Here is a 15,782-nt window from a genome sequence, read left to right as displayed (position 1 = left end):
AGCAACGGCTAACCCCCGTTACAGGGAGTTTCTCTTGAATGCAATGATTGGTTTTACGCAGACAGCTGTGTAGTTCAATGCATTTCATGAGAACACGAGGTGGATGGTGTCAGCGCAGGCTGGGCTATCAAGCGAGAGTGGTACCGCGGAGGGGAGAATAACCCGCCGTCTCTTTGATGAGATGGCGGGTTATTTGTATTGCTGCCGGCAGCAGGGTGGGCAAAAGCTACAACCATATGGGATGCGCATGGCATCAGTCCGAATCAGAAGCATTTCAGAGTGTAAGTCGACGTACACTTTGAACCAACCAATGAACATAACTTTTCTACAAAACAAACATAGTAGAGCAGAATTGAACTGAGATCGAAAGCATGTTTCGTCTGTTTCCAGAAATGGAAAGTTTATGATGAAACAGGTAACGATATCCTAAAATTATTGGAGGTTGATGAAAATGACAACAAACCCGAACAAACGCATGATTGAAATTTTTGATACAACACTGCGAGATGGAGAGCAAGCACCCGGAGCCAGCCTGCATCCTGAGCAAAAAATAGAACTGGCTCACCAGCTGGCAGCGCTTGGCATTGACGTCATTGAGCCTGGATTCCCGATCTCCAGTCCAGGGGAGTTTGCGGCGGTTCAGGCGATCTCAAGACAATTGCAGCAGGTAGAAATCTGCGGGTTTGCACGTGCAGTCAAAGGAGACATCGATTCTGCGGTGAAGGCTACCGCAGATGCTGCCCGGCGCCGAATCCACCTGTTTATATCCTCGTCGGATATTCATATTGAGCATCAGCTACGCCGTCCTCGCAGTGAAGTGGTGGCTACGGCTCGGGAGATGGTTTCCTACGCACGTCAGTTTACGGATACCGTGGAGTTCACAGCGATGGATGCTGCGCGTACCAAGATGGATGACCTGATTGAAATGGTTGAAGTGGCCATCGAGGCAGGGGCAAGTATTATCAATCTGCCCGACACAGTTGGTTATGCGCTGCCGCACGAGTATGGAGAGATGTTCAGACGAGTGCGTGAGGGAGCAAGGGGCGGCGATAAAGTTCGCTATAGTGCGCACTGCCATAACGATCTGGGGCTAGCTGTGGCGAACAGTTTGGCTGCCATTGCCAATGGTGCTTCACAGATTGAAGTGACGATCAATGGAATTGGAGAACGTACCGGCAATTGTGCGTTGGAGGAGCTGATTATGGCTCTGGAGACGCGGGGAGATGTGATCGGAGCAACGACCAACATCAAGCTGAACCAGCTGTATGAGACTTCTCGTCAGATTAGCCGGGCTATGCATTTCCCGATTGCCTATAACAAACCCGTTGTTGGACGCAATGCTTTCCAACATGAGTCGGGTATCCATCAGGATGGTTTGTTGAAGAACCGCAACACGTATGAGATTATGGACCCGGAAGCACTGGGCATTCCGCGTAGTATGATTATTTTGGGCAAACATTCCGGCCGTCATGCTCTGAAGGATCGGGTACGCAAATACGGATTCGAACCGGATGAACAGCAAATGGAGCAATTGTACGAAGTGTTCAAAGTAACTGCGGATCAGCAAAAAGTGGTGAGTGATGACCAATTGCTGCAAATGGTTAGCCAAACGATGAACATCCCGGCACAGGACTACGAGTTGGTTGAACTGCAGGTGACGGCAGGCAGTATGACAGACCGCATGGCTGCTGTTCGTATTCGTACAAGTGCAGGAGAACATTCTTATTCTGCTGTAGGAAAAGGACCTGTAGATGCGACAATTCAGGCCATTGGGAAGTGTATTTCAGACGATATTACATTTGTAGACATGGAGATGCATGCCTTGAGTGGGGGAGAAGGAGCCAGCGCGGAAGCTGTAATAACGGTAGAGCGAGCCGGACGAGAATTCCGGGGGACGGCAACACATCATGATATCGTGATGGCTGCGGGTTTGGCGTATGTTGCGGCATGTAATGCAGCTGGGCTTAAGGCTGAAACTGCGGAAAGTGAAGAGGTATCTGTACATTAAGATTTTGGTGTAAGATGAACGACAAATTAAACTAGTCCAGAAATTTTTAAAAAGGGTTCCTTTCTCGTCCTTGTTTTGACGGAATGGAATCCTTTTTTGGTTCGTACAATACAAAGCCGAATTTGAATTTGTCAAGGTGTGACTATAGTTATCCACATATCCAGTATAATTTGTGGGTAACTAAGGTAAAGTCCTGAAACCCGTGTTTTCGAAACAAGGGGTTTGCAGGGGATAGAATGCATCTGAGTTACCAACAACACTGTGGATAATGTGGATAAAATGGTGGATAAATATGGTTTTTTCATCAAAAGCTTATTCTACCAATGTTTAATTACGTGAAAAGAGGTGTGGAATACAACTCGTTCTTGTGGATAAAAAGTTGTGTTGCTTCAGGAATTTATTTTACGTAATCCGAGGATATTTGACAAATGTGAGAATACGATTTTCTGATCTCTACCGAGCTGAGAAGAGTTGGGTTTATTTTTTATGAGCGAATCCCACGTCTAGTGGATCGCAGGCTTCCTTTAAACTACAAGAGGCTCCGCGTTACCTTCGTAACGCGGAGCCTCTTGTACATTTTTTGCTATTTGCCGCACATATTATTAAAAATCTATTCCATGGCGAGAGTTTCCCACTCTTCATAAGCGTTTGCAAGCTGTGTTTTGTGTTCCTCCGATGACTGTTGCAATTCCTGCAGCTTCATATAATCTTGATAAACTTCCGGCAAAGCCATCTGTTCTTCCAGCAAGGTAATCTTGGACTCCAGTTCGGCAATCTGCTGCTCCAATGCTTCCTGTCTGCGCTGTCTGTTTCGTTCTTCCCGCTTGGCTTGTTTGTCTGCCTCGAAGGAAGCCGCACCGGATTTCTCCGATGCTGCTGGAGCAGTTGATTTGGAAGATGCCTGACGAGCCTCGGCGGCCTCGCGTGCAATGTCTTCTAATTCCTGCTTTTTCTCCACGTAATCATCATAGTTACCCAGATAGTGCTCTGTGCCGCCAGGGTGAAGCTCAACGATTCGTTCTGCCATTTTGTTCAGGAAATACCGGTCATGAGAGATGAAGAGCAGCGTGCCTTCATAATCCATCAGTGCAGCCTCCAGTACTTCTTTGGCGAAGAGGTCGAGATGGTTCGTAGGCTCATCGAGAATGAGCACATTAGCTTCTTTCAGCATGAGCTTGGACAGAGACACACGAGCCTTCTCCCCGCCACTTAGCGCGGATATTTTTTTGAGTACATCATCACCGCTGAACAAAAAGTTGCCCAGTACGGTTCGAATGCGCGCTTCTTCCATGCCCGGATAGGCACTCCACAGTTCTTCAAGCACCGTATTGGACGGATTCAGCCCAGTCTGCTCCTGGTCATAATAACCAATCTGTACTTTGGTGCCCCACTGAATATCGCCCTGCACAGGACGGAGACTCCCGGTCAGACATTTCAGCATCGTTGATTTCCCGATTCCGTTGGGCCCAATCAGCGCAACCGTTTCGCCGCGCCGCAGATCAAAGGACACATTGCGGAACAGAGGTGAACCCTCATCATACGCAACGGATAGTTGATCTACACGTAACACTTCCTTGCCTGACATGACAGCTGTCTCAAATGAGAAATGAGCTTTCTTGAGATCACCGAGCGGTTTGTCGAGACGATCCATTTTCTCCAGCGCTTTGCGGCGACTCTGGGCACGCTTTGTTGTTGAAGCGCGTACGATGTTTTTTTGTACAAAGTCTTCCATCTTGGAGATTTCATCTTGTTGTTTCTCGTATTGCTTCATCTGAATCTCATACTCGGCTGCCTTCAGCTCCATATAACGACTATAATTGCCCGTATATTTCTTGGAGCGATGACGTTCGATTTCAACGATGTTAGTTACGAGTCTGTCCAGGAAGTACCGGTCATGGGATACGACTAACAGAGCACCTGAGTATCCTCTCAGATAATCCTCAAGCCATGTAAGTGTAGCGATGTCCAGATAGTTCGTTGGCTCGTCCAGCATAAGCAGATCGGGAGCTTGAAGTAGAATGCGAGCTAACGCGAGTCTGGTCTTCTGCCCGCCACTGAGTGTACCTATCGGGGTATCTGGTGCAAATTCACCAAAACCCATTCCGTGCAGCACGCTGCGAATACGCGTTTCCATCTCGTAACCACCATGATCTTTGAACCAATCCGAGCGTCTTGCATAGCGCTCCAGCAGGTCAGCATATTGCTTCTCATCTTCCATTAATGCAGGATCGGCAATATCATGCTCCATCTGTCTCAGTTCGGCTTCGGTCTGGGTGAGATGCGTGAAGACATGCATCATTTCTTCCCAGATGCTGCGATTGGACTGCAAGCCGCTGTTCTGCGCAAGGTAACCCAGCGTGGTTTCTTTGGATTTGAAGATTTGTCCGCCGTCATAGGACATCTCGCCAGCTATAATTTTGAGCAAAGTCGATTTACCTGCACCGTTAACGCCAACCAGGCCAATGCGCTCGCGTTCTAATATTTGTAAGTTTACGCCGTCCAGGATGGGATCGACACCAAAACGTTTAATAATTCCGGATACTTGCAGCAACATAAAATTAAGTTCCTCCATAGGTCTAGTTCTGAAATAACACTTACATCCCAGTTTACATGAAAAACAGAGCAAATGCACCGATGGAGAACGGCTCAGGCTTGTAGTCTTTTTGGTCAATCAATGATAAACTGAAAGAAGACATGTTATTACATGCGTTTTTTGCAGAAAATGAATCATTTGAACCTGATCATCTAGATGACATCTTGTCCTAACATAGAAGTACATTGGCATGAAAATTTTTTTACCTTCCAGATCAACAGGAGGTTCGTCAGCATTATGCAGGATCATGCGGAACAGAAGAAACAACTTCGATCCCGATTGAGACAGCTGCGCGATCGGTTGGACGAGCAGATGCGCCAGCAAGCTATTACGCGGGTTAATGATGGACTGAAGCGTGAGCTGGATCGCCTGCGGCTGAGCAAAAACAGGCACATGCGTGAACCGCTGGTTATTTTCAGTTATCTATCCTATGGGAGTGAGGCGTCCACTGCTTTTCTTTTTGAAGAGGGATGGAAACAGGGGGATGTGTTGCTTGCACCTAAGGTGCAAGCTGATCCGCCACGTATGGAACTGCGGCGAGTGAAGGGCTATCAGGATATTGAACCAGGCATTTGGGGCATACCTGAACCTAAGGCGTCATGTGAAGTGTTGCAGCCCGAAAGCTGGCCGGATCTGGATCTGGTGCTGGTACCCGGACTTGGTTACGACCTCCAGGGAGGGCGCATTGGATATGGCGGCGGTTATTATGACCGGTTTGCAGAGTGTCTTGGGATGCATTGTGCTGAACAAGGCAAAAGACCTCTCATGGCCGCGTTGGTATTACCGGGTCAGCTGGAGCCGAAGATTCCGATGGACCCGCTTGATCTGCGGCTGGATCTGTTGATAACACCCGAAGGTATATTACATATCGAATAAAGGGTTGTGATGTGATTGAACTCAGAAGTAAACCATGGTCAATCTTCCAGTGGGAAGCTGACTCATTTTAACGAGCAGGGACGGGCCCGGATGGTGGATATTTCGGGTAAGGATGTAACAGTGCGCACGGCTGTCGCTGTTACGAAAGTAACAATGAACCCGGAGACACTTGAAGCGATTCGCCAAGGCCGTATTGGTAAGGGTGATGTGTTGGCGGTTGCTCAGATTGCCGGCATTCAGGGGGCGAAGAAAACATCTGACTGGATTCCGATGTGTCACCCGCTTGCACTAAATGGTGTGGATATTCGTTTTCATGATAACGGAGTAGACGAACTCCACATCGAAGTAACTGTCAAGACCGAAGGCAAGACAGGTGTCGAGATGGAGGCACTCACGGCAGCTTCGGCTACGGCACTTACAGTCTATGACATGTGTAAAGCTATGCAAAAAGATATGATCATCGGCCCAACGATGTTGCAGTTCAAAAGTGGTGGTAAAAACGGTGATTTCAATCGTTAACGGATATTTATTTTCATAGAGGAGAAGGGTGATCTTTATGGTGTGGAGAACAGCAATCCTGACAGCCAGTGACAAAGGGGCCCGTGGAGAACGTGAGGATACAAGTGCACAAGTGATACGGGAACTTGTAGAGGAAGAACTGGGTGGTCAGATCGTGGAATATCGGATCGTTCCTGATGAACCCGATGAGATTATTGCGGCTTTAATCGAGATGACCGATTATTTTCACGCGGATCTTGTATTAACAACAGGAGGCACGGAGCTGGCCATTCGGGATATTACTCCTGAAGCGACCAGACGGGTCATTGAACGTGAAGTTCCTGGTATGGCCGAGGCGATGAGGTACAGCGTGATGGGCAAAAATCGCTCGGCGATGTTGTTCCGCGGGGTGTGCGGGATTCGCGGCCGTACGCTGATTGTGAATCTGCCGGGTACACCGAAGGGCGTGCACGAACATCTGGCTGCCATTATGGATCAGCTGCCGGAAGCGCTCTTGATGGTCACGGGTCAATTCAAGCAATAAGGAAAAATAAGCACAGTTATAACATTTTACGGGTTATGTAAGTGGTTACATCTGTGGTATGATGGGCATAAATCCAAATGCAGTTCAGACATCTGATGAACTTGACTTCGGGAGAGTATTTTGAACGCTTGAAACAAGGAGGAAGATCAATGTTAAGTTCGATTGGACCAACAGGATTTATATTGCTGGCCGTGATTGCATTGCTGTTGTTTGGGCCTAACAAGTTGCCGGAATTGGGACGGGCTGTCGGACGTACGTTCCGTGAGTTCAAGGAAGGTGCGCGTGATATTATTTCGGACGATGATACTTCCAGCCGTAAAGAGCAGGAAAAAGCGAAACCGGTAGCAGCAGATACAATGGCCGCTGAGAAACCTGTGGATAAACGCCTGCCCGAATAAGTTTCATGGCTACGAGAGAGATCCCTTCCTGCCGGAAGGGTTTTGTATTTTAAAGCTGAATTCCAGGGGAGGCAGGCATGACGCGGCAAAATGAAGAAATGACGCTTACCGAACATCTGAGTGAGCTGCGCAAGCGGCTGATCTATGTATTGAGTATTTTTATTCTGGGACTGATCGCAGGATTTCTCGTGGCAGATCCGGTCTATCATTATTTGACCAAGGCGGAGACGGCCAAGGGATTTGTATTGCATGCGTTCTCGTTCTGGGACGGTATTGGTATCTATATGAAGATTGCCGGACTCTTTTCCATTATCATTACATTGCCCTTTACGGTGTATCAGATCTGGAAGTTTGTTAGTCCGGGGCTGCGGCCGCAAGAACGTAAAGCATCTTTGAAATATGTACCTTACGTATTTCTGCTGTTTCTAGTGGGTGTCGCCTTTTCGTATTATGTAGTTTTTCCAATGGCGCTTGCGTTCACAACAATGATTACGGAGAAAATGGGGCTTGTCGAGACATACGGTATGAAGCAGTACTTCAGTTTCCTGTTTGGCATTGTGTTGCCGGTGTCACTGTTGTTTGAGCTGCCACTGCTCATTATGTTCCTGACAGGGCTGCGCATTCTGAATCCGATTCGTCTGCGTAAAATGCGCAAAATTTCTTATTTTGTGCTGATTTTTATTGCCGTGGTTATTACACCACCAGACTTCATATCCGATCTGCTGGTCATGATTCCACTGTTGGTCTTGTATGAGATCAGTGTGTTTCTATCCGCAATGGTGTATCGCAAGCAGCTCGCAGCGGATCAGGAGATTGAAGCCCGTTACGTTCGGGCCGATGACAATCAGCACGCAGGGTAGAGCTTGTCCGGAGGAATGTAAGACGATACAAGTGAAAATATGGAATGCGGGTGGAGGAACAATTCACTCGCTAGAAGACCCGGAGAAGATGTTCTGTTCTGCTCCGGGTCTTTTTAGTTCCGATGTAAAGTGAGAGATGAGCGGACATGCAGGCATATTATGCGGGTCAATGGATACAATGGAAAAGGGGAAGCGGGTGAAGTTTGCATCCAAGGGAACGAATCTCGTAAAATAAAGAGCGTGAATGTAACATTCATCCAGCTGTGCCAGGCGTGATTTGGCTCTGATGGTGTAAATTCAACGTAAATTCTCGCAAGAATTCAGCAAAAAGACTTGAAATCATGCTTCAAGTTGAGTATCATAAAGTTGGTTGTTAGCACTGAACACTGTCGAGTGCTAATACATATGGCTGCAACCTACAAATGCAAGGCTATATAATTTTAATAAGGAGGCTATTTTTCATGATCAGACCTTTAGGTGAACGCGTATTGGTAGAACCACTGGAGCAAGAGCAAACAACTTCTTTCGGGATCGTACTCCCGGACTCCGCCAAAGAAAAACCGCAAGAGGGTAGAATCATTGCAGTTGGTGCTGGAGTATTGAAAGACGGCGTACGTGTAGCTCTGGAAGTGAAAGAAGGAGATCGCGTTATTTTCTCCAAATATGCCGGTACAGAAATCAAATTCGAAGGTAAAGAATATTTGATTATGAAAGAGAGCGATATTCACGCGATTCTCGACTAATTCAAATTTAATCGGATAACCGAACCATATAGCACGACCATTTTCCAACAAAAACTAGGGAGGTTTTCTTAACATGGCTAAAGACATTAAATTCAGTGAAGACGCTCGTCGCTCCATGCTTCGTGGTGTGGACGCATTGGCTAATGCAGTAAAAGTAACACTCGGTCCTAAAGGCCGCAACGTGGTTCTGGAGAAAAAATTCGGAAGCCCGCTCATCACTAACGATGGTGTAACCATTGCTAAAGAAATCGAACTGGAAGATGCATTCGAGAACATGGGTGCACAACTGGTTAAAGAAGTAGCAACGAAAACCAACGATGTTGCCGGTGACGGTACTACAACAGCAACTGTATTGGCGCAAGCGCTGATCACAGAAGGTCTGAAAAACGTAACTGCAGGCGCTAGCCCAATCGGTATCCGTAAAGGGATCGACAAAGCGGTTAAAGCTGCGGTTGCTGAATTGCAATCCATCTCCAAACCAATCGATTCCAAACAATCCATCGCACAAGTTGCAGCAATCTCTGCAGCTGACGAAGAAGTAGGCGAACTGATCGCTGAAGCTATGGAAAAAGTAGGTAAAGATGGCGTAATCACAGTAGAAGAATCCAAAGGATTCGCTACAGAGCTTGAAGTGGTTGAAGGTATGCAATTCGACCGTGGATACATCTCTCCTTACATGATCACTGATACGGACAAAATGGAAGCTGTTTTGGACAATCCGTACATCTTGATCACTGACAAAAAAATCTCCAGCACGCAAGATATCTTGCCATTGCTTGAGAAAATCGTTCAACAAGGCAAACCGCTGGTATTGATCGCTGAAGATATCGAAGGCGAAGCACTGGCTATGCTGGTTGTGAACAAATTGCGTGGTACATTCAATGCTGTAGCTGTTAAAGCTCCAGGATTCGGTGACCGTCGTAAAGCAATGCTGCAAGACATCGCTGCCCTCACTGGTGGCCAATTGATCACGGAAGAACTGGGTCTGGACCTGAAATCCGCTGTTGTGGAACAACTGGGTACAGCTCGTCAAATCCGCGTAACCAAAGAAAACACAATCATCGTTGACGGTGCTGGTAACAAATCCGATATCGATGCACGTGTTAGCCAAATCCGTACACAACTGGAAGAAACAACTTCCGAGTTCGACAAAGAGAAACTGCAAGAGCGTCTGGCTAAATTGTCCGGCGGTGTAGCAGTAATCAAAGTTGGTGCGGCTACTGAAACAGAATTGAAAGAACGCAAACTTCGCATCGAAGATGCCCTGAACGCAACTCGCGCTGCGGTTGAAGAAGGTATCGTATCCGGTGGTGGTACAGCGCTCATGAACGTATATAGCGCGGTTGCGGCTGTAGCTCTGTCCGGTGACGAGCAAACAGGCGTAAACATCGTCCTGCGTGCTCTGGAAGCACCAATCCGCACAATCGCAGCTAACGCTGGCGAAGAAGGTTCCGTCATCGTGGAACGTCTGAAAAAAGAACAAACAGGAATCGGCTTCAACGCTGCAACTGGCGAGTGGGTTAACATGATCGAAGCTGGTATCGTTGACCCTGCGAAAGTAACTCGTTATGCATTGCAAAACGCTGCTTCCGTAGCAGCAATGTTCCTGACGACTGAAGCAGTTATCGCTGACAAACCAGAACCTGCAGGTGCTGGTGGCGGAATGCCTGACATGGGCGGTATGGGTGGAATGGGCGGCATGATGTAAGGTCATTGACCTTATCTCATGTGTCTGGCAGAGCAAATTTTCAGTCAATATGATTGGGATTTGTGAAGCAGTCACTGTTACAAATTATAAATGAATCAATGACCACTTCTTAATATCTTATTAAGGAGTGGTTTTTGTGTTATTGAAATTTGCATTTCAGGATTTTTTGGATGATCGTAAGTTTAAAAACACAACGAAAGTGAACATCCGTAATTACCTGACTATACTGGGCGAGTTTGTTGAGTATTGCAATGAGAACCAAGTTGTTAATGTAGAGGATATTACGACTTCAACCATTCGAAGTTATTTATTGAAATGCCAAGACAAAGGTAACAACGCAGGGACAATCAACACAAAACTGACGAGGATAAGAGCATTCTTTAACTATATGGTTGAATGCGAAGTAGTTCAAGCCAGTCCAGCCAAAAAGATTAAGCTACTCAAGGAAGATGTAAAAGTTGAGGTGTTTAGTGACGAGCAGATCAATCAAATGCTGAACTTCTATCGAAGAATTAAGCGGAGAGAGAAAAGCTACTGTGTTTATCGTGACTACATGATTATAGTAACCATACTTGGAACACGGATTAGACGTGGAGAGTTAATTGGATTAAAGTGGTCAGATATTGATTTTGAGAACCAAGCGATATCCGTCTTTGGGAAGACTAGAAGAAGAGAGACGCTGCCGCTCACGAACAAGCTTACAAAGGAGTTCTTAGCGTATAAGACCTATTGTAAACAGCATTGGGGCAGAGAAAGTGAGTACGTCTTCACAAAACGTGACTATACTAAGCTTACAGAGAATGCATTAATGCTTGTGTTTAAATATCTTCGTCAAAGGATGAATTTTCCCAATGTCCGAGTGTCAGCGCATACATTCAGACATACTTACTGTCATAGACTTGCTATGTCAGGGATGAGTGCATTTGCCATTCAAAAGTTAATGAGACATCAAAATATATCCGTAACGATGAAGTATGTGGCTATGTGGGAAATGAGCTTAGGGAACAGAATGATAAGTTTAATCCGCTGAACCATTTGAATGAGTAAGTTTTGGTTAAGTGTGTGATTGTGTTTCAATTATACAGATGGCGGGAGTTCGCAGAGCATGAATTAGTTGCTTCAGAAGTAGAGGATGTGAGCCTGCTTCCATTAAAAAATATATACAGGAACGTCAACGGTAGGTAGTGCGGCTAACAGCACGATAAACTTATTCTTATTATGCTTTTTGACAAGGGAATACGGGTATCAGAACTTTGTTATATCCAAAATGTTGATGTAGCGAAAAGACAAATCTTCATCCATGGCAAAGGCTCTAAACAGCGGTTGGTGTATATTAGCAACATCATGCGGAATTACATGAGGTAGTATGAACTCTTACGAAAAGAGCGATTCATATAAGGTTGGGGAAGAAATGGAAGAATACCATTTCCTTAAATCAATCAGCCGTTAAGCTTTCCCGCTCCTGTATCAACAAGATACTGAAAGAACACTGCCAGAATGCTAGAGTGAGGAAGGAAGTCAGATGTTCCCCTCATGATTGTCGTCATTATTTTGCCCAGAAGCAGCTCTGCAATGGGATGGGATCGATATTTACAGTTTGAATAGTTTTATGGGGCATTTCAATACACAGATAACTTCCAAGTACATGAGGGGCTTAGAGCAAGAGGGCATTATACAGATTTGACGATTGCATAGCCCAATTGAAAATAAAACATGACAAGTGAGACAGATTATACAATGGGTAGACAATCCTATCATGAAGTTTTACGATACACTAGGGTGGGAAAGTAATGAGATAATTCAACTATGCAAGCTGTGGAGGGTCAAGTAATGTGGATTGAACAATATATAGAAATGAAGTATCCGATAAACTCAAAAGAAATAAAGCTTGAAGAAGCCATGGAGTTGAAGCACAATCACATCCCTTCATCACTATATAAATATCGTGGGTATAGCGAATATTCAATTCAAAACTTGAAGAATGATTCAGTTTGATTCAACAGTGCTGATAAATTAAATGATCCGTTCGATTCTGCTTTAGTGATAAAAACGGAACAATACATGAAAAGAAGAATTGCTTTAGCGACTTTTGAAGCTCTTCCTAATATTGTCCATAAGCATGGAATCGAGATTTCGAAAGTAGAGCTTAATACTCTTAAAAGTGAGAGTATTGAAGATATTTTTAGGACGATACTAAGACGTGTTCCCGATTATACAGATAAACAAATAGAACAACTTATATAGTCGGTTTTGGGTGTGATGAAAGACATGGAAGAGTCATACACACTGGAGCAGGTGAAAAAATCAAGGGAAATGACATTTTTAAGTTGTTTCAGTGAAGTTAATGATTCAATGCTTATATGGAGCCACTATGCTGATGGTCACACAGGTTTCTGTCTAGAATACAATTTTAAAAAGCCAGATAGAGAGAGAATCCTAACTGGGGCACTTAATCCAGTGATTTACAGAGAAGATCCATTAGATATTTCTGAGTACTTAATTCATGGCATAAACTACGGTTTGGAATTCAATAATTTAATTAGTACTTACTGGACTATGATAAAGTCTTCAGATTGGGCATATGAGAAAGAGTGGAGAATAATTTTTCCCCTGTTAAAAGGAGAAGGCTTCAATCGTGCGTTGTTTAAGCCAGAAGCAATCTATTTAGGAACCGAGATATCTCAGGAACATAAGCGTGAGTTGATAGGAATAGCAAAGAGTAAGCAGATCCGACTGTTTCAAATGAAAAAGGAAACTAATGGGTTCAAGCTCGTACCAGAGCAGATCCTGTAATTTGTGTACATGGACTGATCTGCGATGCGCCGCCTGTTATCTCTACGATACGATATATTGGAATATAAGCTTTTGTAATTCAAGTCTTCTATCGTAAAGAGCGATGCCATCGTCTTTCTATTTTGTATTTAGAAATTGGATGAGAGTGAATTGACGAAGAATGATGTCAAGTAGAAAGTACATGACGTGCTGAGGTTGGTACGCAGTCATTGATGAAATAAGTAGAGTTACAATGAAGAGCATGTATCGAGGCTTTTTTTGTTTTCATAGTAGTTCATGGTTGTTCAAGGCACTTCGAGGTGAGAGGCGGATTCGAAGCACAGGTTCACGCTCACTTAATAGGTAGAGGTAGGGCGTAAGTAGAGTTTTGGAGTGTGAAACAGCTTATTTTTCAATGAAAAAACATATAGTAGTCTTGTCAATTGTCATGAAAGAAATAAGGATGGTTTAAAACAATTCTTTGATGTATAAAAGTATGCTAAATTGAGCTAAAACTAAAAGTATTAATGAATAAATATGTAAAAGTAGAGTATATCAACTTTTTTAAGTGGTTTTATTCTAATATATGGATATTTTAAAGTTCTAAGTGTCGTCTAATCCATATTAGACAACACTTTTGAGGGATAGGGGAGGGGGAGTTTAGATCAAAAAAACTAATAAATTACATATTTTTACATCTCATACTTCCACCGCGACGGGCTGACCAAATTGATAAAGCGTGCGAATAAAAAAAAGCCTTTCCTTGGCGGAAAGGCATTAACATGACTATTGATAAAACTATCGTTTACTTGTAAAGATAGTTTTCATAACCATCCTGCATTCCGAAATAGCGTAGATAATTCCCAGCTCTATAACGGGCAGTTATTTCGTCAATTAAAGGATCATTTTCGAATTTAATATAGCCTGCTAGATAAAGGGCAATCAAATACTCTTCATAACGAAGATTGCCAAGATACATTTCCGATTTTTCGATACCATCAAATATGTTCAACTCAAGATTGAACAAAAAGGACATCCCGATTACTGTTGAATCAATTACCCAGCTAAATTCTAATGGTTCATGAATGTCTTCAACTTTATTCAACTTTATTAGTTTAAATGTACCTCTGGGGTCACGAATGGTATAGGCTGCCACAGCCTGATCAAAATTAGCCTCAGGGTCATTGCGTAAACTAGAGAAATGTTCTAAATCTACCTTTTCAGCGTAATACTCCTCAGTTAGTCTAGTATGAATTTGTTCCAACGAGAAAGGATTGGGAATGCTCAATGACAGGTATTTATCATGGAGTTTTTGGATATCGATGTGCAATTAGTAGCCCTCCCTTTTCTTGGGGAAAAGTGTTTAACTTTATGATGTCTTATTTTATTTACTTTTGTGAAAGTATTCAATTGAAATAATGAAAGTTAATAACATTTATTTCTTTAATATAGTTTTGGAGAGGGTATGTAAATTAAAGAAACGATAATATTATCTTGCAGGATTAGCTCCTGTTTGGGTAGCTACACCATAAAAAATATGTCCTGTTCTAAGAGTGTTTCCTTTTTTGGCATGGAAATGCCAGTAGTATTTTTCATCGTTTGTCCCTTTTTTGAAATGATTCTCAGGACCTATAACTTCACCACCGACCCATTCAATAGCAATTTTTAGAGCGATACCTCTGGCATCGTTATGTTCTGGCGCCCAAATTTCATTATTTGGACTTTTCTTCAAGAAACTAATAGCTTCTCTTTCAGTTAGAGGTTTGCGGATGTATATTTGTTGTTTATCTTTAAAGATAGTAAAGTATTTAGGCTTCTCTTTTTCTTTGCTCTTTCTAAGCTCAGCAGCAAAATCAGCAACACGTACTACATTTTCACCAAACTTCACAATGGTAACTACAGCAGCAGTACCGCCAGCCAACCAGCCCAATAGTTGACCAATACCCATACCAGCCCATACTACTAGTGGAAGAGCCATAGGACTTACAGTAGGATTGTCATCTGCCACAATTTCCAAATCGCCAACGTTCACGTTTTGGAAATTATCATCTAAAGAAGTTTCTTCATCGTTATTTAGGGTCTCATCATTGGGTGCTTCTTCAATAATATTTGGGGTTTCATTGTTTGTAGGCTCAGGAGAGTTACTTTCAACTGTACTATTTACAGCTTCTTGATCTCTTTGCAGAGTTTCTGCGCCTGCCGCTAATGAATAGGATTGAGCACCAGTTACAGCAAAAATTAAGAAAGCCATAGTCAGAGCAGTGATGCGGAAAAGTGATTTAATTGATGTTTTCTTTAACAAAATGTTTCCCTCCGAGTTTATATTTTTACACCCTCTCCAATAACTTAACATTGATCCTGTATAGTGAGTTCAGAACCAATGTTTACCATATTAATTTAATTTATATCAACAAGCAAGTATGTACATTTTAGTATATTAATATTAATATAAAGTTTTTATTAGGTATAGTTCCATATTCCTACAGTTAAAATCTCTAAAATTTAGGCTTAAAGGTGGAGAGTTTGTTTGGAATGATGATATTTCATCAGCAAAGATACTAGATGGAAATGGTAGAGAGGTGTGTTTGATGAGAGGAACTTGTCTCTGAGTCTTTGTCTTGATAAAATATAATAAGGTGAGCAGTCCTCTGTATACTTTAATTAACGGAGGAATACTATGAATTATATTGAATTGATTATTCTATTTCGATTGTGTCATTATCGATAGGTTTGCTTGGCAACGAGATTAATCTGCAATATAAAAAGGAAACAACTGAGGTTA

At 43.5% G+C, this 15,782-nt stretch carries 15 protein-coding genes and 1 other annotated feature (1 of these 16 only partly in view); of the genes, 12 read left to right on the top strand and 3 right to left on the bottom strand.

What is annotated here, in order from left to right; all coding sequences use genetic code 11:
* Nucleotides 1-176: a binding site (T-box leader), on the top strand; it begins 164 nt to the left of the window's first position.
* Between the two features lie 275 nt (nucleotides 177-451).
* Nucleotides 452-2,008: a 2-isopropylmalate synthase gene (locus ACR8BL_RS10090; RefSeq protein WP_434752485.1), complete on the top strand. Its 1,557-nt coding sequence runs from the start codon at nucleotides 452-454 to the stop codon at nucleotides 2,006-2,008.
* 610 nt (nucleotides 2,009-2,618) lie between these two features.
* On the opposite strand, the gene ACR8BL_RS10085 is transcribed toward ACR8BL_RS10090, so the two are convergent.
* Nucleotides 2,619-4,562, bottom strand: a complete 1,944-nt coding sequence (locus tag ACR8BL_RS10085; RefSeq protein WP_434753070.1) for an ABC-F family ATP-binding cassette domain-containing protein — start codon at nucleotides 4,560-4,562, stop codon at nucleotides 2,619-2,621.
* Nucleotides 4,563-4,838: 276 nt separating this feature from the next.
* On the opposite strand from ACR8BL_RS10085, the gene ACR8BL_RS10080 reads away from it, so the two are divergent.
* The 11 genes from ACR8BL_RS10080 (at nucleotide 4,839) to ACR8BL_RS10030 (ending at nucleotide 13,021) form a co-directional block, all read left to right on the top strand.
* On the top strand, nucleotides 4,839-5,477 hold the full coding sequence (locus tag ACR8BL_RS10080) for a 5-formyltetrahydrofolate cyclo-ligase (RefSeq protein WP_434752484.1): 639 nt from the start codon (nucleotides 4,839-4,841) through the stop codon (nucleotides 5,475-5,477).
* Between the two features lie 15 nt (nucleotides 5,478-5,492).
* Nucleotides 5,493-5,996, top strand: coding sequence for a cyclic pyranopterin monophosphate synthase MoaC (moaC, locus tag ACR8BL_RS10075; protein WP_434752483.1), 504 nt, complete (start codon nucleotides 5,493-5,495; stop codon nucleotides 5,994-5,996).
* Nucleotides 5,997-6,033: 37 nt separating this feature from the next.
* Nucleotides 6,034-6,519, top strand: coding sequence for a MogA/MoaB family molybdenum cofactor biosynthesis protein (locus ACR8BL_RS10070; protein ID WP_215078340.1), 486 nt, complete (start codon nucleotides 6,034-6,036; stop codon nucleotides 6,517-6,519).
* Between the two features lie 149 nt (nucleotides 6,520-6,668).
* Nucleotides 6,669-6,917 carry a twin-arginine translocase TatA/TatE family subunit gene (gene tatA / locus ACR8BL_RS10065; RefSeq protein WP_434752482.1) on the top strand — a complete coding sequence of 83 codons (249 nt, stop codon included), beginning with the start codon at nucleotides 6,669-6,671 and terminating at the stop codon, nucleotides 6,915-6,917.
* Nucleotides 6,918-6,994: 77 nt separating this feature from the next.
* Nucleotides 6,995-7,777, top strand: a complete 783-nt coding sequence (tatC, locus tag ACR8BL_RS10060; RefSeq protein ID WP_434752481.1) for a twin-arginine translocase subunit TatC — start codon at nucleotides 6,995-6,997, stop codon at nucleotides 7,775-7,777.
* Between the two features lie 461 nt (nucleotides 7,778-8,238).
* The gene (gene groES / locus ACR8BL_RS10055) at nucleotides 8,239-8,520 is read left to right on the top strand and encodes a co-chaperone GroES (protein WP_017690077.1); all 282 of its coding nucleotides are present in this window, start codon (nucleotides 8,239-8,241) and stop codon (nucleotides 8,518-8,520) included.
* Nucleotides 8,521-8,593: 73 nt separating this feature from the next.
* Nucleotides 8,594-10,228: a chaperonin GroEL gene (groL, locus tag ACR8BL_RS10050; protein ID WP_036611259.1), complete on the top strand. Its 1,635-nt coding sequence runs from the start codon at nucleotides 8,594-8,596 to the stop codon at nucleotides 10,226-10,228.
* A gap of 136 nt (nucleotides 10,229-10,364) precedes the next feature.
* Complete coding sequence (locus ACR8BL_RS10045) at nucleotides 10,365-11,258, top strand: tyrosine-type recombinase/integrase (protein ID WP_434752480.1); 894 nt, start codon at nucleotides 10,365-10,367, stop codon at nucleotides 11,256-11,258.
* 188 nt (nucleotides 11,259-11,446) lie between these two features.
* Nucleotides 11,447-11,593: a hypothetical protein gene (locus ACR8BL_RS10040; protein WP_434752479.1), complete on the top strand. Its 147-nt coding sequence runs from the start codon at nucleotides 11,447-11,449 to the stop codon at nucleotides 11,591-11,593.
* A gap of 465 nt (nucleotides 11,594-12,058) precedes the next feature.
* Nucleotides 12,059-12,223, top strand: a complete 165-nt coding sequence (locus ACR8BL_RS10035; RefSeq protein ID WP_434752477.1) for a hypothetical protein — start codon at nucleotides 12,059-12,061, stop codon at nucleotides 12,221-12,223.
* A 273-nt stretch (nucleotides 12,224-12,496) separates the two neighbouring features.
* A complete protein-coding gene (locus ACR8BL_RS10030) occupies nucleotides 12,497-13,021 on the top strand; it encodes a DUF2971 domain-containing protein (RefSeq protein WP_434758347.1) in 525 nt (174 codons plus the stop codon).
* Between the two features lie 784 nt (nucleotides 13,022-13,805).
* Here the strand turns inward: ACR8BL_RS10030 and ACR8BL_RS10025 are convergent.
* Both ACR8BL_RS10025 and ACR8BL_RS10020 read right to left on the bottom strand, forming a co-directional pair.
* Nucleotides 13,806-14,330 (bottom strand): pyruvate kinase, encoded by a 525-nt coding sequence (locus tag ACR8BL_RS10025; RefSeq protein WP_434752475.1) that lies wholly within the window; start codon nucleotides 14,328-14,330, stop codon nucleotides 13,806-13,808.
* A 159-nt stretch (nucleotides 14,331-14,489) separates the two neighbouring features.
* A complete protein-coding gene (locus ACR8BL_RS10020; protein ID WP_434752474.1) occupies nucleotides 14,490-15,302 on the bottom strand; it encodes a hypothetical protein in 813 nt (270 codons plus the stop codon).
* Nucleotides 15,303-15,782 lie beyond the last annotated feature (480 nt).

It is taken from the genome of Paenibacillus amylolyticus, from assembly GCF_051136285.1.
In the GTDB taxonomy this organism is placed as follows: domain Bacteria; phylum Bacillota; class Bacilli; order Paenibacillales; family Paenibacillaceae; genus Paenibacillus; species Paenibacillus amylolyticus_F.
Note: the sequence above shows the minus strand (reverse complement) of the source record. Positions and strands in the feature narration are given on the sequence as shown.